Annotated in this window: 25 protein-coding genes; 19 read left to right on the top strand and 6 right to left on the bottom strand. The window is 67.7% G+C overall.

Annotation, left to right across the window (positions count from 1 at the left end; all coding sequences use genetic code 11):
- Genes ASD84_RS16230 through ASD84_RS16220 form a run of 3 tightly spaced genes read left to right on the top strand, consistent with a single transcriptional unit; the run spans position 1 to position 3997 of the window.
- Positions 1–420, top strand: coding sequence for a TadE/TadG family type IV pilus assembly protein (locus tag ASD84_RS16230; RefSeq protein ID WP_056712729.1), 420 nt, complete (start codon positions 1–3; stop codon positions 418–420).
- Complete coding sequence (locus tag ASD84_RS16225; RefSeq protein WP_056712726.1) at positions 417–839, top strand: TadE family protein; 423 nt, start codon at positions 417–419, stop codon at positions 837–839. The genes ASD84_RS16230 and ASD84_RS16225 overlap by 4 nt, the downstream gene beginning before the upstream one ends.
- Positions 836–3997 (top strand): LysM peptidoglycan-binding domain-containing protein, encoded by a 3162-nt coding sequence (locus ASD84_RS16220; RefSeq protein WP_056712724.1) that lies wholly within the window; start codon positions 836–838, stop codon positions 3995–3997. Before ASD84_RS16225 ends, ASD84_RS16220 begins: the two co-directional genes overlap by 4 nt.
- Before the next feature lie 41 nt (positions 3998–4038).
- On the opposite strand, the gene ASD84_RS16215 is transcribed toward ASD84_RS16220, so the two are convergent.
- Complete coding sequence (locus ASD84_RS16215) at positions 4039–4311, bottom strand: hypothetical protein (protein ID WP_056712722.1); 273 nt, start codon at positions 4309–4311, stop codon at positions 4039–4041.
- Positions 4312–4361: 50 nt separating this feature from the next.
- On the opposite strand from ASD84_RS16215, the gene ASD84_RS16210 reads away from it, so the two are divergent.
- From ASD84_RS16210 to ASD84_RS16140, 15 genes are all read left to right on the top strand, one after another.
- The gene (locus ASD84_RS16210; RefSeq protein ID WP_156392018.1) at positions 4362–4568 is read left to right on the top strand and encodes a hypothetical protein; all 207 of its coding nucleotides are present in this window, start codon (positions 4362–4364) and stop codon (positions 4566–4568) included.
- Between the two features lie 164 nt (positions 4569–4732).
- Positions 4733–5641, top strand: a complete 909-nt coding sequence (locus tag ASD84_RS16205; RefSeq protein ID WP_056712718.1) for a bifunctional DNA primase/polymerase — start codon at positions 4733–4735, stop codon at positions 5639–5641.
- 391 nt (positions 5642–6032) lie between these two features.
- Positions 6033–6842, top strand: a complete 810-nt coding sequence (locus ASD84_RS16200) for a serine/arginine repetitive matrix protein 2 (RefSeq protein ID WP_200954614.1) — start codon at positions 6033–6035, stop codon at positions 6840–6842.
- Positions 6835–7821, top strand: a complete 987-nt coding sequence (locus ASD84_RS16195; RefSeq protein WP_056712715.1) for a ParB N-terminal domain-containing protein — start codon at positions 6835–6837, stop codon at positions 7819–7821. Before ASD84_RS16200 ends, ASD84_RS16195 begins: the two co-directional genes overlap by 8 nt.
- Before the next feature lie 118 nt (positions 7822–7939).
- Positions 7940–8605 carry a hypothetical protein gene (locus tag ASD84_RS16190; RefSeq protein WP_056712712.1) on the top strand — a complete coding sequence of 222 codons (666 nt, stop codon included), beginning with the start codon at positions 7940–7942 and terminating at the stop codon, positions 8603–8605.
- Between the two features lie 12 nt (positions 8606–8617).
- Complete coding sequence (locus ASD84_RS16185; RefSeq protein WP_056712711.1) at positions 8618–9733, top strand: C40 family peptidase; 1116 nt, start codon at positions 8618–8620, stop codon at positions 9731–9733.
- A gap of 39 nt (positions 9734–9772) precedes the next feature.
- Positions 9773–10063, top strand: coding sequence for a DUF6112 family protein (locus ASD84_RS16180; protein WP_056712708.1), 291 nt, complete (start codon positions 9773–9775; stop codon positions 10061–10063).
- A gap of 42 nt (positions 10064–10105) precedes the next feature.
- Entirely contained in the window at positions 10106–10411 is a 306-nt protein-coding gene (locus tag ASD84_RS16175; RefSeq protein ID WP_056712706.1) for a DUF6112 family protein, read from the top strand.
- 16 nt (positions 10412–10427) lie between these two features.
- Positions 10428–11708 carry a type IV secretion system protein gene (locus ASD84_RS16170; RefSeq protein WP_156392016.1) on the top strand — a complete coding sequence of 427 codons (1281 nt, stop codon included), beginning with the start codon at positions 10428–10430 and terminating at the stop codon, positions 11706–11708.
- Between the two features lie 6 nt (positions 11709–11714).
- Positions 11715–13178 (top strand): SCO6880 family protein, encoded by a 1464-nt coding sequence (locus ASD84_RS16165; RefSeq protein ID WP_056712705.1) that lies wholly within the window; start codon positions 11715–11717, stop codon positions 13176–13178.
- A gap of 358 nt (positions 13179–13536) precedes the next feature.
- Entirely contained in the window at positions 13537–13968 is a 432-nt protein-coding gene (locus ASD84_RS16160; protein WP_056712703.1) for a hypothetical protein, read from the top strand.
- A gap of 101 nt (positions 13969–14069) precedes the next feature.
- Positions 14070–15461, top strand: a complete 1392-nt coding sequence (locus tag ASD84_RS16155) for an ATP-binding protein (protein ID WP_414858603.1) — start codon at positions 14070–14072, stop codon at positions 15459–15461.
- Positions 15458–16537 carry an ArdC-like ssDNA-binding domain-containing protein gene (locus tag ASD84_RS16150; protein ID WP_056712699.1) on the top strand — a complete coding sequence of 360 codons (1080 nt, stop codon included), beginning with the start codon at positions 15458–15460 and terminating at the stop codon, positions 16535–16537. Before ASD84_RS16155 ends, ASD84_RS16150 begins: the two co-directional genes overlap by 4 nt.
- A complete protein-coding gene (locus ASD84_RS16145; RefSeq protein WP_056712697.1) occupies positions 16534–16998 on the top strand; it encodes a hypothetical protein in 465 nt (154 codons plus the stop codon). The genes ASD84_RS16150 and ASD84_RS16145 overlap by 4 nt, the downstream gene beginning before the upstream one ends.
- On the top strand, positions 16995–18710 hold the full coding sequence (locus ASD84_RS16140) for a TraM recognition domain-containing protein (protein WP_056712692.1): 1716 nt from the start codon (positions 16995–16997) through the stop codon (positions 18708–18710). Before ASD84_RS16145 ends, ASD84_RS16140 begins: the two co-directional genes overlap by 4 nt.
- A 95-nt stretch (positions 18711–18805) precedes the next feature.
- On the opposite strand, the gene ASD84_RS16135 is transcribed toward ASD84_RS16140, so the two are convergent.
- The 4 genes from ASD84_RS16135 to ASD84_RS16120 form a co-directional block, all read right to left on the bottom strand.
- On the bottom strand, positions 18806–20065 hold the full coding sequence (locus ASD84_RS16135; protein ID WP_056712690.1) for an SAVED domain-containing protein: 1260 nt from the start codon (positions 20063–20065) through the stop codon (positions 18806–18808).
- Positions 20062–20547 (bottom strand): Mov34/MPN/PAD-1 family protein, encoded by a 486-nt coding sequence (locus tag ASD84_RS24800; protein ID WP_162251543.1) that lies wholly within the window; start codon positions 20545–20547, stop codon positions 20062–20064. The genes ASD84_RS16135 and ASD84_RS24800 overlap by 4 nt, the downstream gene beginning before the upstream one ends.
- Positions 20534–21676 carry a HesA/MoeB/ThiF family protein gene (locus ASD84_RS16125; RefSeq protein ID WP_056712685.1) on the bottom strand — a complete coding sequence of 381 codons (1143 nt, stop codon included), beginning with the start codon at positions 21674–21676 and terminating at the stop codon, positions 20534–20536. The genes ASD84_RS24800 and ASD84_RS16125 overlap by 14 nt, the downstream gene beginning before the upstream one ends.
- A 293-nt stretch (positions 21677–21969) precedes the next feature.
- A complete protein-coding gene (locus tag ASD84_RS16120; protein ID WP_056712683.1) occupies positions 21970–22938 on the bottom strand; it encodes an SMODS domain-containing nucleotidyltransferase in 969 nt (322 codons plus the stop codon).
- A gap of 383 nt (positions 22939–23321) precedes the next feature.
- Between ASD84_RS16120 and ASD84_RS16115 the strand changes: the two genes are divergently transcribed.
- Positions 23322–24293, top strand: coding sequence for a hypothetical protein (locus tag ASD84_RS16115; RefSeq protein ID WP_056914070.1), 972 nt, complete (start codon positions 23322–23324; stop codon positions 24291–24293).
- Position 24294: 1 nt separating this feature from the next.
- On the opposite strand, the gene ASD84_RS16110 is transcribed toward ASD84_RS16115, so the two are convergent.
- Positions 24295–24900, bottom strand: a complete 606-nt coding sequence (locus ASD84_RS16110) for a hypothetical protein (protein WP_056712679.1) — start codon at positions 24898–24900, stop codon at positions 24295–24297.
- Between the last annotated feature and the right edge of the window lie 168 nt (positions 24901–25068).

The raw sequence follows: 25068 nt of genomic DNA, 5'->3' as shown, positions 1-25068 counted from the left end.
ATGGCAATCGACCAGCGAGGATCCGCAGCGATCGAGGCAGCGATCGGCGTCCCCGCCTTCGCCCTGTTCGTCGCCCTGGTCATCCTCGGTGGACGCACAGCCAGCACTCACCAAGCACTCCAGACGGCGGCCGCCGACGCAGCCCGCACGGCGTCGCTGGCCCGCGACGCGCAAACGGCGCAGACAGCTGCGCGGGAGTCGGCGGTTGCGAGTGTCACCAACCAGGACATCGGGTGTTCGGGCGTCGAGGTCACCGTCGACACCAGCGACTTCACCAAGCAACCCGGCGTGGCCGGGACGGTCGAGGTCACCGTGTCCTGCGTTCTTGACCTGTCAGATCTGGTCATCCCGACGATCTCAGGATCTCGGGTCCTGCGGGCGACCATGTCCAGCCCCCTCGACACGTGGAGGGAACGATGATCCGCCCTCGCGGCGAGCGCGGTTCGGTGACCGTGTGGTTGGCGCTGGCGAGTTTCGTGATGATCTTCCTCGTCGGCCTCGCCGTCGATCTCGGCGGCCAAGTCCACGCCCACGAACGCGCGCACGACCTCGCCGCCCAAGCCGCCCGCGCCGGCGGCGAAGAGGTCGACGGCGGCGCCGCCATCCAAGGCAACGACCCCGCGATCAACACTGCGGCCGCACGCACCGCAGCGCAGCGGTACCTCGAGGCCGCCGGAGTCAGCGGAACCGTCGCGATCACCAACGGCAACACCATCACCGTGACCGTCCACGACACCTACGAACCACGGTTCCTGAGCCTCCTCGGCATCAACCGCCTCGACGTCACCGGCACCGCATCCGCGCGCCTGATCCGCACCATCGGAGGTAACCAGCAATGAGCACACTCCCTACCCGGCTACGCGGGCTGGCAGCCGCAGCCGCGGTCCTGGCCTTCGTGGTCGGCGTCCCTGCCCTGCTGCTGGCCATCGACGCGACACCAGACCCCGGCGCGTTCTCCTGGCCCCGGCTGACCGCCCCCGACGACGGCACACTCGCGCTTGAGGTCATCACAGCCGTCTGCTGGGCCGCGTGGGCCGTGTTCACCTGCCAACTGCTCGCCTCGATCGTGTTCCAACTCCGCGGGATGCGCGCACCACGACTGCCCGGCCTCGCCGTGCCCCAACTCGCCGCGAACCAGCTCGTCGCCACCGCGGCACTCCTGTTCGTCGCAGTCCCCGCCGTAGCCGCGTTCCTCCCACAACCCCGTGCCCAAGCGAGCGCGACAGCCGCCCCTCTGCCCGAACCGAGACTCACGGTCGATCTGGACCAGGTTGCTGCCACGGCAGGGCACACCGCAGCCGCTGCGGACGTGGCGGAGGCGACCACGCCGAAGGAGACCGGTACGACGGTCGAACGCACCACCGAGCGGTACACTGTGAAACGCGGTGACAGCCTGTGGAAGATCGCCGAACAACGCCTGGGCGACGGAACCCGGTACGTCGAACTCGTCGACCTCAATCGTGGCGTCCTCGACGGACGCCCTGACTTCCTGCGTCCCGGGACCGTGCTCCATGTCCCCGTACCCGACGGTTCAGCAGACGACGCGGCACAGGGTGCGTACGTCGTCCAGCCCGGCGACACCCTCTCCGAGATCGCCAAAGACCAACTCGGCCACGCCGACGCCTACCCGTCGATCTTCCACGCCTCCCGCGACACTGCTCAGGCCAACGGCGCCCACCTCACCGACCCCGACATGATCCGGCCCGGCTGGAAACTGACCATCCCCGCCTCCGGGGACCATGAGACTCCGGCGCCTCCGAAGCACGCAGCACCATCCGAAAGGTCGCCCGAACCGGCACCGCTCGCCGAAGATCCGCCGCCCGCACCCGCCGACGAAGGAAGGCCAGGGCGGCCCGAGGATCCTGCTGCCGATTCGAGTGGAGAGTCGGCTGGCGATTCGGCCGGCCGTTCGGCTGGCGAACGGGCCGAGACGTCGCAGCCGCAGGACACCACCCCCGACGACGAAACAACCCCCGTCTGGTTGCTCCCCGGCCTCACCGGCGCCGGGGCCGTCCTCGGAGCGGCGTTCTGGTTGGTTCTGCGCGCTCAACGGCGCACCCAACTCCGCTACCGACGACCGGGCACGATCATGGCTCCCCCGCCGCCCGAATTGGCGCCTGGCGAGAAGAGCGCCCGCCGTGCGGCATCGGTGATCGCACCACGGATCGAAGACCTCGACATGGCGCTGCGCTCCCTCGCCCCGATGCCCCGCCTCCTGAGCGTCGAGCTCAGCGAGGAGCACATCGAACTCGCCCTCGCCCAGGCCACCGAACTGCCGGCGCCGTGGACCGGATCCGACACCTGTTGGCGGATCGCTCTGGCGGACGTGCCGGCACGGACCGACGACGTGTTCCCGCCGTACCCGCTGCTGGTCAGCATCGGACGCGCCGACACCGGGGCGTTCGTGTTTCTCAACCTCGAGGAACTCCGCACCGTGACCGTCACCGGCGACGAGGCCCAGAAGTCCGCGTTCGCGCGACACCTGGCCGCGGAACTCGCCGTGAACCCGTGGTCGATCGTCGCCACTGTCGATCTCCTCGGACTCGGTCCCGACCTCGCAGCGTTCAACCTCGGCCGCGTCCGCACCCACCCCGCCGGAGACACCGACTTCATCGCCGGACTCGCCCACGACCTCGGTGCACTCGAAGTCCCGTACGAGCCCGACGACTTCAACGCCGCGATCATCGCAACCGCGAACCGCCCCGAGCCCGACATGACAGCACTCCGAACGGCGATCGAACGAGTGCCGGGCCGTTCCTCAGCGGCCCTCGTCGAGCTCGCCGGCGAACCCCGCCCGGGCAGCACCCACTTTCACCTGACGACCGAGGGGCGCCTCCAAGTCGCCAGCCTCGGCATCGACATCACCGCCGCCGGCCTCAGCGAGGACGAAGCCAGGGCCTGCGCCCTGCTCCTGGACCTGACCATCGAAGAACGCGCTGTGCCCGTCCCCCCGTCCGAGGACCCCGACGCGGTCTCCGACCTCGCAGGAGCCCTGGCATCACCCCTGACCGAAGAACGTCCGACCGGCGCCGCGGGTGACACCTCACTGCTCCCGCTCGCTCCCCAGGTCTATGTCGACGCGGCTGCCACGACGCCCGAGGACGTCCAGGTCCTGGCGCCCTGCGCGACACCCGATGCACGGGCGAGGGTCGAGGCAGCCGACCCGGACCTGGACGAGGACCTCGCCCGCTGGGACTCACCCACTGTGACGTCGGCGAAACTGACGCTGCTCGGACCCGTGGGTGCCCGGACCACCGGCGACGCGAAGGCCACCGCACACCGGCGTCCGTTCTACGTCGAACTCCTCGCCTACCTCGTTCTGCACCCCACCGGCGCCCCCGGCACCGACATCGCCGCAGCCTTCGCGATCAAACCCGACCGCGTTCGAGTCGACATCAGCCATCTGCGCCGCTGGCTCGGAACCAACCCGAACACCGGCAAGCTGTACCTCCCCAAAGCCGAAACACCGGCCACCGCCGACACCCCCGCGCTGTACAAGGTCCACGGCGTCCTGTGCGACCTCGACCTGTTTCGTCGGCTGCGTACCCGTGGACAGAGCCGCGGAGCCGACGGGATCGAGGACCTGGTCACGGCCCTGCGTCTGGTCACTGGCGAACCGTTCACCGACCTCCGCAAGGACCACTGGGCCTGGCTGCTCGATGGCGAACGGTGGGACCACATCATGACCAGCGCCATCGTTGACGTCGGGCACATCGTCACCACCCACGCGCTCGCCAACGCGGATGTTGAGCTCGCGCTCTGGGCCGCGCAGACGGCCTACGTGGCAGCGCCGTACGACGAGGTCGCCCAACTCGACATGATCCAGGCCGAGACAGCGACCGGCAATGAGGAACGGGCCAGCGCGGATCTCGACACGAAGGTCTTCAACCGCCGTGACGATGAACTGCCACCGATCGAGATCCCGAAACGCAGCGCTCAGATCGTCGGTGACAAGAACTGGGGAACCCGGATCGATCCCACTCGCCGTACGGGCTGAACGTCGCGCTCCAGCACACCACACCCAAACCGGTGTACCGCCTAACGCCACGGTCCGTCGTTCCAGACGTTGATGTCGCTCTTCGCCGGCCGGATGGCTGACACCGGAAGCCAGGCCTGTCGAACAGTGTCGCGGCGGCCGGTGTTGTCGATCCAGATGACCCACGCCAGCCACCGGCGGCCTTCGCGGCGCCAATCCAGGATCAGGCCCGGCGCGGGCGCCGCCGGGCAATTGCCCTGACCGAACCGCACCCAGCAGTGTCGCCATCGCCGGGGCTGCGGCCAGGCATCGTTCTTCGGCGGATTGGCGGACACAGGTCCATCTTGACCGAGGCTCGAACGTGTGTTCGACTCGGGGTGTGGCGATGACGGGCACAGAACAGCAGTACATGGCCGGGTACGACGCCGGACGGTCGATGGCGCTGCAGACCGGATCGGTCGTGGCCTGCCAACGCTGGCTCGCGCAGCACTGGAACGCCGAGAACGCCTTCATCGCCGGTTACGAGTGGGCGCTATGGGACTACGAAGACGCCAACGGACTGGCGCACCAAACGGGCCGCATCGCTCGATGAACAGGCACCCGTGGCGCAAATCGAGTTGCGTCAACACCTTTCGACATCTTCTTAGGGAACGCCTCTTGACCTGCGCAAACGCAACGTTCCCCCCAACGTTCCCCCCAACGTTCCCCCTGCTTGTTACCAAAATCCGGTAACACCCGGAGCGCAGAGTCGTCGGCATGTACGACCCCGCGAACCCCATCCCCCACTGGACTGTCTCGACGATGCAGCGCGTCGGTGCAGAGCCCACCTTGGCTGCGGCCGCGATCCGCTACGCGAACCTGGGCATCCCGGTCTTTCCCTGCGTGCCTGGCGGCAAGCAGCCACTGACTCCGAACGGGTTCCACGACGCAACGTCGGTGGCCCGCGTCGTCCACGCCTGGTGGCAACGGACTCCGGACGCGAACATCGGACTCCCCACCGGCACCAGCACCGGAGTTCATGTTGTCGATGTCGACGTCCATGCCGGCGGCAGCGGGTTCGCCGCGTTCGAACGTGCTCGATCCGCCGGCCACGCTGAGGGATGGGGTTGGCTGGTACGCACGCCCTCGGGCGGCCTGCACGCGTACTACCCGACCACGTCTGGTCCCGAGCAGCGGTCCTGGCAGGTCCCCGCAGCGCACGTCGATTTCCGCGGCGACGGCGGCTACGTCATCGCTCCCCCGTCCCGGGTCGACACCGACGGCGTCCTGAGGTCCTACGAGGTCATCGCCGTGACGACCCAGCCGACCTGCCCGGTCAACGCGGTCGAGCTGCGGCGGTTCCTGGAGCCGCCCCGCCCGGCACCGACGGTCGGGCCGCACACGCTCCCCGCAAAGGGATGCAATCCAGCCGCCTTGGCGCGAACGGTCGCGTTGGCCCCGGAGGGCGGGCGCAACCGAACCCTGTTCTGGGCCTCGTGCCGGATGGTCGAAGACCACCACGACCACGCCGCGGTCATGAACTACCTGGGGCCGGCTGCTCAGTACGCCGGCCTGCCCGATCGCGAGATCACCACGACGATCAACTCGGCCTTCCGGATCGCTACCCACCTCGGACCCGGGAGTCGCCTGGGCCCTACCCGAGCAAGTGAGGGAATCCAGCTGTGAACACCCATGGCGAGTACCGCCACCACAACCAGTCCCGCGAAGCGCTCACAGGTCCCCCGGCCTCCGAAGAGGCTCCAAACCACCTCGCACGCCACCGTGACCCGTCCCTCCCGGTGGCACAGACGAGCTCGCCCATCCTGTCGACGGGGGTCGCGTGGGTACGACCTACCGAGCTCGCGGCGTACTCCGCCCCGACGGTGGGGCGCGGTATCGACCTCCAGTCCGAGTTGGTGCGCCGCGCCCGTCGTACGCCCGTGGCGGCCGCCCGCGGCGTCCGACGACACCTGCCCCGCCCCTCCGCACCGACACCGCCCGGGACTCCGAACCCGGCCCCGGCTCCGGGGCTGTGTCTGGGTCCGGCTCGGACATCGATCCCGGAAGGACTCCGGCCGTGAGCCACTCATTCACGACTGCCAAGGGTCTGCGCCGGCTCCTGATGCGGCTACGGGTGTCAGGTCCCAATGCCTGGGAGACCGATCCGGAGGCCCGCGAGCTGATGGTCTTCACCACCGGCAAGTACGAAGCCCTCGCGATCAAGCACCACTGCGACCCGAGCGCCGGTGCAGCGGCGGCGTTCGAGGCGATGCGGACCTATGCGGTCCGGCGAGCGGTCGATCCCTGGGCGGTGGTCACCCAAGCAGTGAAGGTCAGCTTGAGCGCCGAGGAACGCGCGGAGGGGTTGATGTGTTCGGTCGACCACGCGCGGCGTCCTGAGTTCTCCCGCCATCACGACGTCCGCCGCTTCTGCGACACCGATGCCGACCTGCCGAGTTTCCTGCCCGAGCTCGCCGACGATCCCTTCAACGCCGAGGAGCCCGCCCCCACGGGCGCCTTCGAGGCCGTCGAATCAGCGATCGATCTGTTCACCGCACTCGGTTGGCCCCGCGACACTGCGACCTGTGCCCTGGACTACATCGCCGCCCGCCTTGCCGAGTGCGGCTCGAGAGCTACGACCCATGCGGCGCTGCGCCGTGACTTCACCGCACAGGCGCTGCTCGACATCGACCAGTCGGCCTGGTCAACGGTGCTGCGGATCATCCTCGGTAGCCCGAACCCAGACCGGGCCTGTACCTCCGATGGTCACGGTGTCTTGTTGCGGTTGCTGATCGGCCATCGCGTCAGCGAACTGCTTGACGATGACCTGCTGGTGTTCGACATCAGCGAGACCGCACCGCGACGCAAGGGGCTCATCGATGCCTGAGACCCGTGGCCACATCGAACTCGACCGGGCGATCGACTCGATCCTCGTCGGCACCCGCCACCGCAAGGACCCCGGCGACCTCCAGGCCCTGATGGAGTCGATCGAACAGCTCGGACTCCTGCAACCGGTCACCATCACCCCCGAGGGCGTCCTCGTGTGTGGGTGGCGCCGGCTCGAGGCAGTACGGCGGCTCGGTTACCGGTCCATGAAGGTCTGGGTCCGCTCCGGCATCTCCGACAAGCTTCACGCCCTGCTCGCCCAGCAGGACGACAACGAGCTCCACAAGCCACTCAACGAACTCGAGAAGGCCTCGCTCTACCGCGAGCTCAAAGCCCTGCGCGCCGAAGAGGCTGCCCGACGGAAGCAAGCCAACCAGTTCGGTGTCAACGACGCTGAATACACGGGAGACTCCGGTTGTGCACCGGGTGCACAACCGGGAGAGACCGGTCGGGCCCGGCGCCAGGCAGCGATGGCGATCACGGGAAAGGGTTCATACAACACCCACGAGCGGGTGTGCGCCTTGATGGATTGGGCGGCGCGGAAGGCGACGCCTCCAGAGATTCGGGCGATGGCGAACGACGCTCTGCGCCGGATCGAGGAGGGCGAACCGGTCAAGCCGCTGTACCGAGAGGTCAAGGCCGCCTACGACAAGACCCAGGAACCTCAGCCGGAGGTCGAGACCGACCTGGCCCGCCTGGCCCGCGAAGCCCTGGAACGGGCGAAGCGTGAGGAAGCGGCGAAGGGCCGGCACAAGCTCAGCCGCAACCACGGCGCGAGCAGCCACTACCGCAGTGTCCGATCGTTCAACCTGACCTGGACCGAGCTCGACGGCTGGACCGAGATGTACGACGTCGACCAACTCGCCGCCGAACTCACCCCCACCGACTGGCAGCGCTTCGACCAGGTCGTCACCGCCACCATCGCGTTTCGGGACCAGCTCATCGCAGCACGCCGGAACCGGTCGACCCCGGCCCCGTAGGCGACAGACGGCAGCGCGACGGCTCACAGCGGCGGCTCAATCAAGGTGGCGTCAGGCGGGGCGGGCGTACCTACTCCACGTCCCCGTCGTCATGTCGTCGCAGGTTGGAGTTCATTCGATGCCTCACCTCACCGTCCGCCAGGTCATGGTTCTCGCGGGTTGCGTCCTCGCCCTCGCGACCTTCTCCATCGGCGTCTATGGGTTGGTGCGCGGACCGGCCGACACCACCGCTCCTACGCCGACACGTCGTCCGGCCGAGGCCGAGGTGACGGCACGAGCTAACGATCCGGCCGCCACGCTGCAGCACCGTGCTCTGCTCCGTACGACCGACCCCATCGCCTACGCCCGGGCGGTTGCCGAGTCCCTCTTCACCTGGGACACCAGCACGGGCTTCCTTCCGACCGATTACACCTCCGCGGTCCTGGCCGACGCCGACCCATCCGGCGAGGAGACGCCCGGCCTGCTCGCCGACGTAGCCGCCTATCTGCCGACAGTTGAGCAGTGGCTCGACCTCAGCGCCATGGGGGTCGCGCAGCGGATCGACATCGTCGAGGCCTTCGTGCCCGAGTCCTGGGACGCTGCGGAAGATCAGGCGCACGGACGCCTCCTTCCCGGCACGACCGCGGTGACGATCTCCGGAACCCGGCATCGAAGTGGCATGTGGAACGGCGAGGTGGCCGCGTCGTCGTACCCGGTGTCGTTCACGATCTTCCTCGCCTGTCAGCCGGCGTTCGAGCGTTGCCACGTGCTGCGGCTGTCCCAGCTCGACAACCCGCTGCGGTGAACTGCCGTGGGGATGAAGGTGATCGCAGCCGGCACTGTGGCAGCCGTCCTGTTCGCCCCCGGGGCCGCGCTTCTCGGCGTCGGGACCCTGATCAGCCCGCCCGCCGCCGGCTCAGGCAGTTGCCTGTGGGGCGAGCGTGCGGCCGGAAGCGTCGGTGTGAGCGGGCAGGTTCCGGGCGCACTGAGTGCGGTCAACGCCCACGGAGCACAGGTCACGCTCGGTGCGCAGCAGTTGGCGCGTGCCGCGACGATCATCGCCGTGGGCAAGAACGCGAACGTTCCTGTCCGCGGGCAATTGATCGCGCTGATGACCGCGCTCACCGAGTCCTCGATCCGGGTGCTGTCCAACACCAGCGCCTACCCAGCATCAGGTGGGTTGGCCAACGACGGCAACGGCGGCGACCACGACTCGGTCGGGATCTTCCAGCAACGACCCGCAGCGGGGTGGGGCAGCGTGGAGAATCTGATGGATCCGGTCTGGTCGGCCCGCGCCTTCTACGGCGGCCCCACCGGACCCAACCAGGGCTCACCGCGCGGTCTCCTCGACATTGACGAATGGCAGTCGATGGAACACGGCGCGGCAGCACAGGCCGTGCAGGTCTCCGCCTATCCGGATCGGTACGCCGTCAACCGGCCCGTCGCCGAGAAGATCCTCGCAGCGCTCAGCGGTGTCAGTCTGAGCAGTACGTTGGCGTGCGCGCACAGCGGCGGCGAACTCCCCGCCACGCTGCCGCCGGGGTTCGCGGGTGACTTCATCAAGGCCGCGGCCACTCAGATCGGGAAGCCGTACGTGTGGGGCGGCGGCAACCTGAACGGCGCCACTGGCGGTGGGTTCGATTGCTCCGGCCTCGTGCTCTACGCCGCCTACCAAGCCTCCGACGGAAGGGTCCGGCTTCCCCACTTCACCGGCGACCAGATCCGCCTGGGCCAGCGGGTCGCGTGGGCGGACAAGCAACCGGGCGATCTGATCTTCTTCAGCTACCCCGGATCCGGAGGCCCGCACCATGTCGCCATCTACGTCGGCGGCGACAAGATTCTGCACGCACCCCGGACCGGCGACCGGGTCCGCTACGGGCGTACCTCGGAGTTCGCCGGGGAGGTCACGACCGTGCGCCGCCTATCGGTCTAGTTTCCCCGAGGTCGGGGCTTGATCGCGCACCTATCGGGCATGAATCGTCTCCTCGACGTCCGCACCCGGAGCGCACCGAACTTTGACGCTGTCGAGGGCGCTGGAGTGCTGCGCGAGATCGTCGGCGCTCTGTTGACCTACACCTTGATCACCGCCGTAGCGATGCTGGTCATCTCCGCTGCGACCTGGGCCCTTGCATCGGGCGCCGGGAGTTGGCACACCGCCCAGAAGGCGAAGACCGGCTGCTTCGTCGCCATCGGCGGCGCCACGCTGTCGGGTGCAGCGTTGACGTGGGCGAACTGGCTATTGGACCTCGGCGCGCACCTCTAACACGTCCACCCTTCCCGTTCAGCAGCCCTCAGGAGCGCTCCCATGCATCTTCCCGCGGCACTCGTCCTGCTCCCCCTCGACATCAACATCAGCCCGAACTCCCATGGGTTGCCCGGTATCCGGCAGCTCAAGGGCATCGTCGGCGCCTCGATGACGGTCGGGTTGATCCTCGCGGTCCTGGCCCTGATCGTCGCTGCGATCGTGTGGGCACTCGGCGCGAACTCCTCTAACCCGCACCTCGCCGGACGCGGAAAGCTCGGGGTTCTGGTCGCTCTCGGCGCGGCGATCATCTGCGGAGCCTCGGTGACGCTCGTGAACTTCTTCTGGAACGTCGGCCAGCAGGTCTGAAAGGGAGGGAGACGTCATGGGTGTGTGCGATGTCCCGGTCATTCACCAGGTCTGCAACGCCGCGGGCGAAGCCGGGGGCGCGGTCGTCACTGCTCCGTTCGATTGGCTGGCACAAGGCATGGGCGGCGCAGCCGAGTGGATGTTCACCTCCGTGTGGCAGGTCATCGACTCCACGACGTACGTCGACATCACCAGCGGCGAGTACACGCAGGTCTACAACATCATGTTCGGCATCGCGGTCTTCGTAATGCTCGGCTTCTTTTTGCTCCAGGTCATCGGCGGCATGATCCGCCGCGAGCCGGCCGCCCTGTCCAGGGCGGCGCTCGGGCTCGCGAAGTCCATTCTCGGATCCTTCGTTGCCCTCGCTCTGGTGGGCACCGCGCTGGAGGTGACCGACCAGCTCTGCATCGGCATCGTCAACGCCGCGGGCACGAACATGGACGAGATGGGCGAGAAGGTCGCCGTCCTGGCCACGGGCCTCGGCGCCATCAACCTCGCCTCCCCCGGCGCCGGGTCGATCCTGACCATCTTCCTGGCGAGCCTCGCCATCATCGGCGCGATGGTCGTGTGGATCAGCCTGCTGATTCGCAAGGCGCTGCTCCTGATCGCGATCGTCTTCGCACCCATCGCGTTCGCGGGCTCGAGCTGGGACCACACCCGCAGCTGGGTGAGTCGTTGGGTGAGCTTCGTGATCGCGATGATCCTCTCGAAGGTCGTTCTCGTGGTGATCTTCCTGCTCGCCACCGCCCAGGTCTCCGCACCCATCGATACCGATTTGGAGTCAGTGAGCCAACCCATGGCCGGGGTGGTCCTCATGCTGATGGCCGGATTCGCCCCCTACCTGACCTACAAGGCCATCGCCTTCATGGGCTTCGACATGCACCATGCGATGTCCGCCGAGCAGGAAGCCAAAGGTGCCCTCAACCGCCCCCTGCCTGTCCCCTCATTGCGACACACCGGCGCCGCACCCACCAAGATCCTCGGCGACGGCACCACGACAGGGAGTACCGCCGGAGGCGGAGGCGGGGGCGGGGGCGGTACACCGGGCAATGCCGCAACCCGTCTCGGCGGCGGCCCAAGTGGCGCACCCGCCACCGGTGGTGCAGCGGCGGCTGGGGGCGCGGTCGCGGCGGGCGCGGTCGTGGCCAAGGAGGCTGCTGCCGCCGGGCCGCGGCTCGGCGGATTCGTCGCAGTGCAAGCCCACGGGTCCTCCGCAGGACACGAGTCGCCCGCCCCCAAGCCGGTCCCACCGCCGGTGACTGGTTCGGGGCTCGCGGAGCCTGCGGGTCGGAAGTAGCCGGGCGTGCGTACCTCCTCCGGCACCGAAGCCGGGTTGACGCCGATCAAGTTCTCCCGGCTCTCGCGTCGCGGTGTCCTGCTGGGCCTGTCCGGACCACAACTTGTCGTGACCGGGCTGGCGGCCGGTGTGTTGGTGCTCGGTTTGTACGTCGGGACCGTGGTGATGACGTTTCCGCTCATCGGCGTCCTCCTCGCTCTGGCGTTCCTCGGTGTGGGTGGGCGCAAGTTGATCGAGTGGGCGCCGATCGCCGGGCGCTGGTTCTGGCGTTCGACCGGCGGGCAGCTGTCCTATCGACGCAGGATCGTGAGACCGCGCCCCGCGGGGACGCTTGCGCTGCCCGGGGATGCCGCTCGGCTGCGTCAGTGGGTCGACCCCGAGACCGACGCGGTGATGGTGCACGACCCCCATGCCGCGACCCTGACCGCGATCGTCGGTGTCGTCCACCCCGCTTTCGTGCTTCTCGATCCAGCCGAGCAGGAACGACGGGTCGTGTCGTGGGGCCGGGTCCTGGCAACTGCCTGTCGCTCGGGTCGCCTCGCGTCGGTCCAGGTGATGGAACGCACCCTGCCCGACTCGGGCAAGGGTCTGGCTGACTGGTGGGAGAAGCACGGCACCGGCTCGGGTACCCGGACCGAAGGCTGGGCGTCGGTGACGTACGGGGAACTAGTCGACCGGGCCGGCCCCGCCGGCGAACGCCATGCGAGCACCATCTCGATCGCCCTCGACCTCAAGGCCGCGGCCCGTGCGATCAAGGCAGCCGGCGGCGGCAACCGCGGGGCCGGCGCCGTCCTGCGACAGGAGATGGCAACGATGATCGCCGCCATCCGGTCCGCCGACCTCTCCCCCACCGACTGGCTGACCCCGGGCGATCTCGCCATGATCCTGCGCTCGGCCTACGACCCCGCCGTTGCCGGAGCCCTCGAACGACACGGCGAGATCGGCCGCGGTCTGGCCACCGCCGGCCCCGTCGCCGTCAACGAGTCGTGGGGATCGCTGCGCAGCGACTCAGCGCATCATTGCGTGCTGTGGATCAGCGAATGGCCACGCTCGCTCGTCTTCCCCGGCTTCCTGGCCCCGTTGTTGCTGACCTCGGGGATCCGTCGAACGTTCACGCTCCTGTACACACCCCTGCGCACCGACAGGGCCGCCCGCGACATTCGCAAGAAGAAGTCCGAGTACATCTCCGATGCCGCCCAACGCCAGAAGATCGGCCAGATCGAAGACGCCCAACAGGCCGCGGAGTACCACGACGTACTCCAACAGGAGGCCGACCTCACCGCCGGGCACGGCGTGCTGCGCTGCACCGGCTTCGTCACCGTCAGCGCTACCGATCCAGATGAACTCGAACGATCAGTTGCCGCGATCGAACAGGCCGCCATTCAGGCCTCGTGCGAGACACGACGGTTGTGGGGACAACAGGCCCAGGCGTTTGCCGTGGCCACCCTGCCGCTGTGCCGGGCCCTCTAGAACAAGTACGAGCCGTGGTCCGGGTCCCGATCACATCCGGTGCCAAGTCGCGACGCCCAATGGCGGTCGCCCGGTCGTCCCGGTAGGCAGCCTGGCAAGGGATGCGGATCCCGGTGGCCAACGTCTGCATCGGTTCAGTTGCAGGGTGCGCCTTCGCAGCACGGGCGGATGTATCCGCACCCGTCGCACCGTTCGTGCGAGGTCTCCCAGCGCATCATCGTGGCGCAGTTCGGGCACGGCTCAGTCAGATCTGCCATGCCCCCGACATTAGGCCGCCCCGACACCTGCGGTGCGGTCGACACGACGGAGCAGCACGCGCACCTCATGGGTGAGAACCCATCGATGAGGAGACGCTCCGATGCCTACGTTCAACGCCCCGGCCACCGATGCCGACGAGCTGCGTGAAGCCGCACGCGGCCTCGCACATGCGACGCGATCTCTCGGCGATCTGACGGAGATCTATGCCGTGCTCGGCTCGATCAGCAGCGCACTGGCTTCGATGTCCCAGACCCTGCATCAACTCGGCGCCGTCCACGACAACTCCGCCCAGAGCGGCGGATTGAACCCCGCCCAGAATCCCAGGTTGGTGCACCACACCGCGTACGCCGACCGCGCCGCGTCCTACCAGGAATCGTGGGAGTTGCACCGCGCTGCGGAGATGATCCATCAGGTCGCCGCATGCGTCGACCGGGCACACCAGATCGAGGCGACCATCGCCTACGACACCGGCGAACCCCCTTCCCTCGCGCCGGCGCACCGGCCGTCGAGTCAACCCGGGTTGTCGCTGTGACGCGCCAACAGGACGGACGCCTGCACTCATCGGTGCTGGTCTCACCCGGCCGCGAATCCCGGCGCGATCGCCAGCGCCGCAAGGGCGCCGCCCGGGCGCTGATGGCCCAGGACCGCGAGCTACGCCGAGGCGCCGCCCAACGCAAGGCCGACGACCTCGCCGCCGAGAAGCGTTCCACGCTCACGCTCCCGGCCACCGGCGAACCCGGGCCGGCGGCATTGCGGACGCCCTGTCGGTTCCGGGTCCCCCGCCACCAGGACACCTCCGCCACGTTGGCTGGCGCGTACCCGTTCCTGGCAGAAGGTGGGCTGGGCAGCGAAGGGGTGTTCGTCGGTCAGGACCTCTACTCGGGCAGTTCGTTCGTCTATGACCCGTGGGTCCTCTACGCCCGCGGCCTGATCACCGCACCGAACCTCGTCCTGGCCGGCATCGTCGGCTCCGGCAAGTCGTGCCTGGCCAAGAGCCTCTACACGCGCTCCATTCCGTTCGGGCGCCGCGTCTATGTGCCCGGCGACCCGAAGGGCGAGCACACCGCTGTCGCCGAGGCCGTCGGCGGGCGTGCCATCGCGCTCGGCCACGGGATGCCGAACCGGCTCAACCCCCTCGATGAGGGCCACCGCCCCTCCGGGTACGACGACGCCCAATGGGCCAGCCAACTCAACTCGCGGCGCCGTGACCTGATCGGTGCACTCGCCGAGACCGTCCTCGACCGCAGGCTGACCCCGCTGGAGCACACCGCCGTGGACATCGCCATCGACCGCACCGTGCGCGCTACCGATGTCCCCACCCTGCCGGTGGTCGTCGACCACCTCCTCGCTCCCGACGCCGCCGACGATCCGGGCAAGAGGCTCACCGAGGACGGGCGCCTGGTCGGCCACGCCCTGCGCCGACTCGTCGCCGGCGACCTCGCCGGCCTCTTCGATGGACCCTCCACGGTGCGGTTCGACCCGACGCTGCCGATGATCTCCCTGGACCTGTCGCGGGTCACCGAGAACGCGACCCTGATCTCGGTCCTGATGACCTGTGCCTCGGCGTGGATGGAGTCCGCGCTCCTCGACCCCGCAGGGGGCCAACGCTGGGTCGTGTACGACGAAGCGTGGCGACTCATGTCCCACCCCGCTTTGCTGCGCCGGATGGACGCCCATTGGCGCCTCGCACGGCACTACGGGATCGCGAACATGCTGATCTTCCACAAACTCACCGACCTCGACAACGTCGGCGACCAAGGCTCCGCCATGCGTGCGCTGGCCTCCTCGCTGCTCGCCAACGCAGAGACCCGGATCGTGTACCGCCAAGAAGCCGACCAGCTCGGCGCCACCGCCGCGGCACTCGGGCTCACAAGGACCGAACAGTCACTCATCCCCACCCTCAGCACCGGGCAGGGCCTGTGGCGGATCAAGAACAGGTCCTTCGTTGTGCAACACCAGATGCATCCAGCCGAGCTCGAAACCTTCGACACCACCCAGAGAATGTCCGGAGGGCTGGAGTCATGAGCACGCAGGTTCGTCCACGGACTTCCCGCGAAGCGAAGCTGGAGGCGCTCCAGAACCAGCTCTCCGAAGCGGTCACAGCACTGGTGAGCGGTGAGGACTGGAAGCGGGCAATGACGTTCGCGGCCCGGTTCCGATCCCGCAGCTTCAACAACACGATGCTGATCTACGTCCAGCACCACGTGGCCCATCGAGAGGGCCGGGTGCCGGAGCCCAGTCCCACCTATGTCGCCGGGTTCCACCAGTGGCTCTCACTCGGCCGGCACGTCGAGAAGGGCCAGCGCGGGTACGGCATCCTCGCCCCAGTCACCGCCAGGTTCGCCTCCCGCAACCCTGCTGACGATCAGTCGTGGCATCGACTCGCCTCCGGTGAGAAGCCCGGATTCGGGGAGGTTGTGAAGTCAAGGCTGGTCGGCCTCAAGCCCACCCATGTCTGGGACATCTCGCAGACCGTCGGCGACCCGGTCCCCGAATTCCCGACCCCGACCCTCCTCGAAGGTGAGGCACCGCCTGGCCTGTGGGACGGCCTCGCGGACCAGATCACGGCGCGCGGGTTCGACGTGCGGCTGGTCTCGTCTGCTTCGGCGATCGGCGGTGCCAACGGACTGACCGACTTCCTCACCCGCGAGGTCTCGATTCGCATGGACATGGACGACGCAGCCCAGGTCAAGACCCTCGCCCACGAACTCGGCCACGTCCTGCTCCACGCACCCAGGGAGGACCTGACCTCAACCGACCTCGCGGCCGACGCCACCCTGCACCGTGGCATCGCCGAAGTGGAAGCCGAATCGATCGCGCTGATGGTCGGCGCAGCTCACGGGCTCGACACCTCCTCGTACACCGTTCCGTACGTTTCGACGTGGGCCGCGAGCGTGCCGGGCAAAACACCCGTCGAAGTCGTCCAGACAACGGCCGACCGCGTCCGCAAGACTGCCCTCGGGGTGCTCGAGCAACTCGACACCCCCAAGGTCGGCGACGGCAACCCGCCCGGGCTGGACCGCGACAGCCTCACCCACCCGTCCGGCACAGCGACGATGCGTCGCGCCGTACGGCGCGACGAGAAGGCGTTGGGCCTATGAAGATCCCCATTGTGCTCAGCACCGTGCACGTCGACATCGACGCGCACGGTCACCTCATGATCGACATCGACGGCGACCCGTACGCACCAGATCGCACCCTCTGCCGCAGCGACCTGTCCACAGTCCTGGACGAGATCACCACCGATCGCGGGACCGCAGTCCGCGTCGAAGTCCGCGAGCACGACGCAACGATGTACGCCGACATCGCAACACCACCTGACCTCTCGGCGCCGGCAGACGAGGAGCCTTCACCTCCCTCGCCGCCTCCCGCGTTTGCCGGCGCCGGGTTCCACCCCGGAGAGGAAGTCGCCCTCGCCTACGTCGTCGCGCGGCAACCCGCCGATCCCGACGGCCACGCGATAATCAACTTGCCTCCCGCATTGCTCGCCACGGCCCGTGACGGGCTGTTGTTGCTGGGTCTCGGCTCGCAGACGATCGCGGCGTACGAGGCACCCACATGAACCCGACAGCCAGCGGCGGCAACGACGAACTGGTGAACCTCGCACTGCTCGGGCTGGTGGCCGCGTTCGGACTCGCCTTCGTACTCCGCGCCGCGGGGACAGCGGCAGCGATCCTCACCGGCCAACCCCAACCGGCAGGAGACATCGCGAGCGGTCTGCGGGTCATCGTCGATCCCGCTCACCCGGCCCAGGCACTACGGGCACCCGGCCTGTCCACGACCGTCTACTGGTTCGTCGTGCTGCTGCTCCTCAGCACTCTCGCGACGATCGGTTGGGCCCTCTGGTCAGTGGCCGCTCGATGGCATCATCGAGCGGCGCGGAATCCCCACCGGCTCCAGGGCACCGCCACCGGCCGCGACATCGACACGGTCGCATCCAAGAAGGCGCTGGTACGCCGCGGGCAGACCCTGCGTCCATCCCTGTCGAACCCGAAGGCCGGCGATGTCGGGTACCTGATCGGCAGGAGCCGCGGCCGCGAGGTCTGGGCATCGGTCGAGGACTCGATCCTGGTGATCGGACCTCCCCGCTCAGGCAAAGGGCTGCACCTGGTCATCAACGCGATCCTCGACGCACCCGGCGCCGTGGTCACCACCTCGACCCGCCCCGACAACATCGTCGCCACCATCGGTGCCCGCCGAGAACGCGGACCCGTCGCAGTCTTCGACCCCCAACGCCTCACCTCCGGCCTGCCCGAACTCGACGGGAACGGTGTGCGGTGGTCACCCATCCGCGGCTGCGAGCAACCGATCACCGCGATGATCCGCGCTGCCGGCCTCGCCGCCACCACCGGGCTGTCCTCCGGCGGCGTGGAGTCCGGAGGGTTCTGGGAAGGCAAAGCACGCTCAGCAATCCAGGCCCTGCTCCACGCCGCCGCTCTGGGAAATCTGTCGACGCGTGAACTGTTCGAATGGTCGCTCTCCGCATCGTCAGCTGCCGACGCCATCGGGATCCTTGCCAGTGACACCCAAGCGGCGCCCGGATGGTCCGACTCGCTCGACACCATGATCAACGCCGACCCCAGGACCCGCGACTCGATCTGGATGGCCGTCAGCCAAGCCCTTACCTGCCTCGCCGACCCAGCCGTCCTCGATGCCGTCAACCCGTCGCCCGGCGAAGAGTTCGACCCCCGACAGTTCCTGGAACGGAACGGGACTCTCTACCTGCTCGCCACTGGCGCCGGGGCCGGAGCGTCCTGGCCCCTCGTCGCCGCATTCATGGAGGACCTCGCCGAGGTCGCCCGCCACATAGCGGCGGGGTCATCTGGGTCAAGACTCGACCCGCCGCTACTACTCGCGCTCGACGAAATCGGCAACCTGTCCCCGCTCCCCTCCCTACCCGTCCTCATGGCAGAAGGCGGCGGCACCGGCATCACCACCATGCCCGTCCTACAGTCACTCGCCCAAGCCAGATCACGCTGGGGCGACCACGCAGCCAGCACCATCTGGGACGCCTCCATCGTGAAGATCATCCTGGGCGGCGCGTCCGCCTCCAAGGACCTCCAAGAACTCTCCGTCCTCATCGGAGAACGAGACGAGAACGCCGACTCAATCACCATCGGCGACCACGGCCAACGCTCACACCAACGCTCAACGCGGCGGAGGGCAGTGCTACCCCCAGAGCGAATCCGGACGCTGCCCTTCGGCACCGGCCTCGTGCTCCTTCGCAGCGCTCCACCCATCGTCGCCGACCTTCGCCCGTGGACTGCTCGCTGACGATGGGAGAACCGCGTCATTGCGCCCACAATGGGGCAGTTCCGACTGTGATCAGTTCGTGCAGCAGCCCGTACCGCAGCGGGAACCGTTCTCGGCTAGTAGACCTTCGTAATGACGCCTGCTGGCGCTGTAGTGACGAGGTCGACGACAGGCACGTAGCGCGGTCGGTGGTCACCATCGGCGGGGTCAGCTGGAGCCCATTCGAAGGCGGTCATGCGCAACGTGTTGGTGAGCCTGCCCACGAGGACGGCCACACCGAACGGACAGTGCAGCAGAACATGGACATCAGCGTTGTCGTGCTTTGCCGAAAGTTCTCGCATGTGGTCTGCGACCTCACGAGCTAACGCACCCGCGTCGCTGGGGTCGAGCCGACCTTCTTGAGTGGGAACGACGTGGGCCCACGCCGCGAGGCCGCTCCCATGCTCATCGAGATACCGCCGGAAAGCAGCGTCAGAGCGGGGTGCGGTGAGATCCACATAAACGGCGACGGTTCGTCGCCCGGCTGGTGGCGTTTGGTTCGTCCAGTCAGATTCGGCTGAAACGAGCGCTTCGCTGTTCCCCGCATCGCTTGACCATGTGCAGCCGAAGGTGTCCGTGACGTCGATGTAACCAACGCGGGTCTCAGGAAGCGCGGCCCCGAGAGCGAAAGCGACGGCAAGGTGTGCACCGCCTTCGATGCGAACCCGTTGGGCGGCTGCTCGGGTGGCGGCGGTCGGCAGGTTACCGACGGTGTCGGCGAGGTCACGAAGGCCGTTCGGGCTAGGAAGGCGTTCGTCGCTCCCCGGCTGGAGACGAATGTCGAGGTCGGCGCCTGTGCGGTCGTAGACCTGTGGCGTGTTCCGAGTCTGCACCGAGATGGTGAACGGGGTGTCTTCGTAGATGCCTCTAGCGCGGCGGTTCGCGACCCGCTGGAGAACCATGCCCTTTGCCAACCCGACCATCCCGCCCCTACTGACTTCGGTCTGGTCTACGCCCGAAAGGGTTCCCTGGCGCTTGAGGAGGACCCGCTCGGGTGCCGTGTAATCAATCTTGCCGGGCTCGCGCTCGACTGCGTTGACGATGCCGAGAGTGAACTCCGGGTGTTGTTGGTGCAATTCGATCAACCGAGGCGATTCGACGTGCTGGACGACTTCGCTCTTCTCGACGTCTGGCGTGATGATAAGGACCGCGCCGCTCAAGCCATCACCCAAGGCCTGGTCGAGACGTTGTTCGGTGTCACCGGGCGGGAGATCGTCGCGGTCCCGCCAGACAGGCAGACCGGCAGCGCGGAGGATCCAAGCGAGTTCCGCGCATATATCGAAGCCGTCGCTATGACGGTACGAGATGAAAACTGGATCGGTCTGGTTGATGGTCATGAGGGTTCGCTTTCGACGACAAGTTCTTGGATCGTGACGGTGCGCCCGTGACGGCGACCGGCTGCTCCCAGTGGGCTGACTGCACCATCCGCATTAACCGCGAAGACGACAAGCGCGACTGTCTGATCGGTGACTTCGGTGAGCTCGGCGAGGCTGTCCAGATCGACGCGCGACGGTGGATGCGGGGCGGGGTGGCTGTGCCACTCGCCGACGTATCCGACGTTCTTGTCGGCGGTCTGCTTCCGGTGCTGGTTGAGGACGCGTTGGGCTCGCTTGTGGTTCCGGCTGTAGTGGTGCCCACCGGCGCGCTTGTCGAGAACGGGCAGGACGTCGGTGACTACAACGGTGTCGCCGTCGTACCAGCCGACGAGGATGCCGCCGGTTTCGCGGGGAAGGGCTGCCAGAGCCAGATCGGAGCCGTTAATGAGAGCCGTCGCGGCGAGTTGGAGCCGGGGCGCGACGGTCTCGTCATCGGTAGTCATTGACAACCCCCGTGGCATTGACGGGCTCATCGAGGAGAAGGCCGATGGCGTGGCGTGCCGTAAGAGCGCCTGCTTCGACAACGGCGTAATGCGGGGTCAGGGACACAGGATCTCCGCAACCGGTGGCGTAACCAACGGCGGCATGGGCACCTGACGGCGTGACCGGATCCGGGGTGGCTTGTCCATCGAGAGTCGGGATGACGTCGACGCGGACCACGGCTCCGTTCTCTTGGAGGCAGGCGGAGATGAAGCGTTCTCCGAGCGTCTCGGCGGCATGTTTGAGCATGGCGGTGACAGGTCCGCTAGCGGTCGCGTCGATCACGAGGTCGTAAGCCTGCAACAGGTCGGGCACTTCGCGTGGGTTGTTGAGGCTGTCAGCGATGGGACGCACTTCTGTCCGGTTGTACGACCGGCTCTCGACGACGTCTTTTACGGCGTGGGGCTTGGGCCAGCCAACGTGTCGGTCGGTGGCGATGTGTCGGACGAGGTTGCCGGGCTCGACGATGCCGTGGTCGCGGACGGTGAGTCGTCCGAGTCCTGCTCGGGCGAGCGAGTCACAGACGTAGGACCCGAGCGCTCCGGCACCGAGCACGAGCACATGCTTGGTCCGCAGGACCTCCTGTTGTGTTCCAGCCCGCAGTGCCAGGTCGGCAGGCTGGTTGCTGGCGACATCGGCCCACCGGGCATCGACCTCACCGTCGGCGGTGCCCGTGAGGGCGAGCGCGAGGAGTCCTTGGTGTCCGCCGCGTTCGTATTGGACGAGGGCGTATCCGATGTTGCCGCTCTTGGCGGCGCTGTCGACTTCGCGGGCTGTGTGCTCGTCAAGGCGGCTGAGGATGCCGGTCCACGTAGTCGGAGGTTCGGCGGGTGCCGTGATGTCGAGGACGTACCCGACCTGCCGACGGCCCTTCACCGAGCGTTGCCGGTTCGCTCGACGGGATGCCGTTGTCGGTCCGGTGACGGTGAGCGCGGTCTTGCTGGCTGCGAACTTCACGTAGGTCAGGCCAGTGAGGTCTCCGCAGACGACGAGCCTGGGCTCGTCAGAGCGTTTGAAGTAGGCGTTGAGGTCGAGGACGGGTGCGTCCTTGGGCCATCCGGCTGCTGATTCGTCGAACCAGCGGCTGATCATGGCGACCAGGTCATCCGGGTCGAGCCATGGGAGTCGTTCTTCGCGGTCTTCGCCGTATAGGCACATAGCGCCGTCGGGTTCGCGGTGCCACGACCGGGGGAAGTTGTCGCTGGGGTAGACCTTAGGAGCGCAGAACGGAAACTCATCTCGCAGGTCTACGCGGACCTGCTGAGGTCCGGCGGCTGTGGGGACAGAACCGGACAGCGTGGCGTAATCTTGGGCAATCACGCCGCGCTGTTCGAGCTGTTCGACGAACCGGGATCGGGTTGCGCCGATGCTGTCTGCCCAGTCGGTCATCCGAAGCGGCGGTCTCCGGCAGGAACGTTGTGGGCACCCGGCGTGATTAGCCGGGCTGCGGCCTTGGGGACCTCGGGGAATACGTCGTCGCCGTCACCGTTGACTCCGAGGAGGTCCCGGTATGCCTTCGCGGCTTCGTGCTCGTCGTCATTCTTGTAGGCGTCGCGGGCCTTGGTGGCAGCGGCCCGGAACTTGTCCCGTGCAGTCTCCCACTGCTTGTCCGTGGCGCGGAAGAACATGTCGTAGCCGGGTCGTGACGGGTCCGGGAGTTTCTTGCCCCACCCCACCTTCGCGTCGAGGTAATCCGCGATGGCTTCAAGCGCGGTCACGAACGCGAGAGCATGGCTCGCGGTGTCGACCTTCCGGTTGAGGAAAGCGTCGTAGAGGCACATCTCTACAAAGAACCCGCCTGGGCGTGCGTCGTTGATGGCGCGGCGGGCCTGCCGGGCCAACTTCACGGTTGGCACGTACATACCGTTGTGGTTCTTGTTCATCGCCGTTGTCAGTTCGTTGACGTTCAGCGGGTTCGTGGGCTGCCACTCGCCGTCCTTGGTCGGGATCTCCCACGTTCCGTCCCAATTCTGCCGGGCGGGGACAGCGTCGACATGGAGGTCGTCGTACTCAGGGAACGTGACCTTGAACGAGCGAGCGTTGCGGGTCACTCGGGCGCTCCCGAAGGCGTCTTCGAGCGCCTTGTAGAACCTGTTGAGCACGGTGACGGGCTGAACGTCGTCGCCGATGTCGTACATGCGACAGAACACGTCCACGTCTTTCACCCGTCGGATGGCGACACTGCGTGCATACGAGCCGATCAGGATCGGCTTCACGTCCCAGTCGTCGAGCCCGGTCGCGTCGGCGAGGGCGTCGCGGACCTCGTTGTGCGCGAGGGGTGCGTTCTTGATGTCGGCGTCGGACGGCTCGATCCGGGTGAGCGCGTCCTTAAACTTGCTGGTCAGGATCGCCATTCGGGTCCTTTGTTCGGGACCCTTCGGGTCACAGTGTCCGGTTGCTCTAACGATAGAGACCACCACCGACACTTTTCGGGTGCCGCAGTTGTCGTCACTCAGCCGCTCCCCGAGAACCTCCATATGTGACGCGGCCTACAACCAGAATAGGGATGGCGACGCAGCTATTCCGTCGAACGTCAGGCGACCAGTGGGCGTCGGATCAGATTTCGTCGGCGGTGGCAGTTTCCGCAGAGGACAGGTCGGAAGTTGCTGACCTTGCGGGCAGGGGTGCTTCCACGCTGTGCGCCGTGCCTTAGTAGTTGGCAAGCTCTCTGGCGGCTAAGGTCGGGCCGGTGGGAGCACGGGCGTGGTGGCGCGAGACAGGCCGGGGGCAGCGGTCCGTGGCCGTCCTCGGTGTGGCCGGGCTGGCCGCCGTCCTCGGCTCCATGCTGCCCAACCCTGGTCCGGACGACGCGTGGTTCCGCGACCTTCTGATGACGGTGGGCTCGTCGGCCCTCCTGTTTGTGCCGTTCTACGCCATCACGCGCTCGCTCGACCGGCACCTAGACCGGGTGGCCGATGACACGGCCCAGCAGGTCGAAGAGGTCCGGACCGACACGGCGCGGCAGGTAGAGGAGGTCCGGACCAAGACGGCCCAACAGGTAGAAGAGGTCCGGGCCGAGGCCCAGAGCCGCATAGACGACGTCACATCGCGGGTCGCCGCGCGACTGGAGGCCGAAGCCGCTGCCGACCGCGACGCCTTCGCGGCCCTACGCTCCCCCGACCCGACGCGTGACACCTTCTGGGATGCCTTCGATCGGGCACTGCGGCTCGGCCTCGTCAGCGAAACCCGGCACCCCCGGGTCAACATCAGCCGCCAGTCGCACCTCTACGTCAGCGTCGAGATCGACACCAACGACTGGGCCGACGAGCCACTGCAATTCCGTGTCGAGACGCTGGCGGGGCGGGTCGAGGATTACGTCCCGTGGCCAGCGGACCAGACCGCCGAGGACGTGCTGGTCGAAGTCGGGCGCTTGCTCTTCAAGCACACGGCTGAGGCGTTCGACCCCGCCCTGCTCCTCCGCGGGTTTGCCGACCTCCTGGAGGCGGCCATGTCTCACCCCGAGCGCCGCCCGGCGATCCAGTTGTGTCCGCCGCAGTGGATGGTTTGCGACTGGGGCGTGATCGCCTACGACGAGCACATATACGGCGTGAACCTGCCGAAGCTGCAGACCTCATCCACCATCTCGAGCCACGTTGCCGAGAAGGGCTGGGTGCACCTGGACTCGTGGGAATCCGCCTACGAGGCCGCGTTGGCGCTATTTCCCAAGCACGATCCGTGGGCGTCACCGGGCGACGACGCCCAGTTCTGAGTCAGCCGGCCGCCGGGAAATGGATGCCGAGATCCTGGCGGGCGATGGCAAGGAACCGCTCGAAGGACGCGTGCAGCCGCGCCCGCGCCTCCTCCTGCTTGCCGCACCGCTTGACGTGCCACTCGCCCCCGTGCGGCGGGGGGTTTGTCACCGACATCCCGAGTTGCAGGCTGAGTGAGGAGTCGGCGTAGTCCTCGAACTTCTCCAGCAACTCCTCGACCGCGTCCCGCGCTTCTGCGGAGCCGAGCACCTGCACGTCGGGCAGCGCGCCCCAGAGCACTGCGCGGCAGGCGTCGAGGTCGTCGTCGCCCCACTCAGCGCTGACCAACAGCCGTTGGCAGGCCCGAAGGATCTTCCGGTGCGCGTCGTAGCGGGCGTCCCGCCAGTGGTCTTCAAGGGCGTAGTGGCGCGCGGCCTCCCGGTCCTCCACGCGGGCCTTCGCCTCGTTGGTGAGCCTCGTGTCATCGCGCGCTTCCTGCCGCCGGGACTGCGCCAGTAGGAAGGACCCTGTGATCAGCGCGGACAGCACCGACCCAAGCCCGACCGCGCTGAGCAGGGCCAGCCACGGCGTCCCCGCGGGCTCGGAGGCGGCGGCGAGTACGAGCACGCCTGGATGCTACGTGGCTCCGCCGGGATTGGCGTCCGGTTCCGGGGGCATGGCGAGTCGCCCTGAACGCAAGGACCCGCCCAGACGACCCCGACGTCCGCACTCGGTGCACGTCACCACGGTCATATCGGGCTGCTGCACGGATCGGTGCCAGCCGACATGACCCAT

Origin of the sequence: Nocardioides sp. Root682, from assembly GCF_001427795.1 — a bacterium.
Taxonomy (GTDB): Bacteria; Actinomycetota; Actinomycetes; order Propionibacteriales; family Nocardioidaceae; genus Nocardioides.
Note: the sequence above shows the minus strand (reverse complement) of the source record. Positions and strands in the feature narration are given on the sequence as shown.

Coding starts and splice junctions, on each gene's coding strand:
- ASD84_RS16210 (WP_156392018.1), top strand. CDS start 4,362: ATGACGGGCACAGAACAGCAGTACATGGCCGGGTACGACGCCGGACGG.
- ASD84_RS16140 (WP_056712692.1), top strand. CDS start 16,995: ATGAACCCGACAGCCAGCGGCGGCAACGACGAACTGGTGAACCTCGCA.
- ASD84_RS16180 (WP_056712708.1), top strand. CDS start 9,773: ATGAATCGTCTCCTCGACGTCCGCACCCGGAGCGCACCGAACTTTGAC.
- ASD84_RS16195 (WP_056712715.1), top strand. CDS start 6,835: ATGCCTGAGACCCGTGGCCACATCGAACTCGACCGGGCGATCGACTCG.
- ASD84_RS16160 (WP_056712703.1), top strand. CDS start 13,537: ATGCCTACGTTCAACGCCCCGGCCACCGATGCCGACGAGCTGCGTGAA.
- ASD84_RS16185 (WP_056712711.1), top strand. CDS start 8,618: ATGAAGGTGATCGCAGCCGGCACTGTGGCAGCCGTCCTGTTCGCCCCC.
- ASD84_RS24800 (WP_162251543.1), bottom strand. CDS start 20,547: ATGACTACCGATGACGAGACCGTCGCGCCCCGGCTCCAACTCGCCGCG.
- ASD84_RS16225 (WP_056712726.1), top strand. CDS start 417: ATGATCCGCCCTCGCGGCGAGCGCGGTTCGGTGACCGTGTGGTTGGCG.
- ASD84_RS16170 (WP_156392016.1), top strand. CDS start 10,428: ATGGGTGTGTGCGATGTCCCGGTCATTCACCAGGTCTGCAACGCCGCG.
- ASD84_RS16150 (WP_056712699.1), top strand. CDS start 15,458: ATGAGCACGCAGGTTCGTCCACGGACTTCCCGCGAAGCGAAGCTGGAG.
- ASD84_RS16125 (WP_056712685.1), bottom strand. CDS start 21,676: ATGATCAGCCGCTGGTTCGACGAATCAGCAGCCGGATGGCCCAAGGAC.
- ASD84_RS16145 (WP_056712697.1), top strand. CDS start 16,534: ATGAAGATCCCCATTGTGCTCAGCACCGTGCACGTCGACATCGACGCG.
- ASD84_RS16120 (WP_056712683.1), bottom strand. CDS start 22,938: ATGGCGATCCTGACCAGCAAGTTTAAGGACGCGCTCACCCGGATCGAG.
- ASD84_RS16135 (WP_056712690.1), bottom strand. CDS start 20,065: ATGACCATCAACCAGACCGATCCAGTTTTCATCTCGTACCGTCATAGC.
- ASD84_RS16155 (WP_414858603.1), top strand. CDS start 14,070: ATGGCCCAGGACCGCGAGCTACGCCGAGGCGCCGCCCAACGCAAGGCC.
- ASD84_RS16190 (WP_056712712.1), top strand. CDS start 7,940: ATGCCTCACCTCACCGTCCGCCAGGTCATGGTTCTCGCGGGTTGCGTC.
- ASD84_RS16230 (WP_056712729.1), top strand. CDS start 1: ATGGCAATCGACCAGCGAGGATCCGCAGCGATCGAGGCAGCGATCGGC.
- ASD84_RS16205 (WP_056712718.1), top strand. CDS start 4,733: ATGTACGACCCCGCGAACCCCATCCCCCACTGGACTGTCTCGACGATG.
- ASD84_RS16175 (WP_056712706.1), top strand. CDS start 10,106: ATGCATCTTCCCGCGGCACTCGTCCTGCTCCCCCTCGACATCAACATC.
- ASD84_RS16220 (WP_056712724.1), top strand. CDS start 836: ATGAGCACACTCCCTACCCGGCTACGCGGGCTGGCAGCCGCAGCCGCG.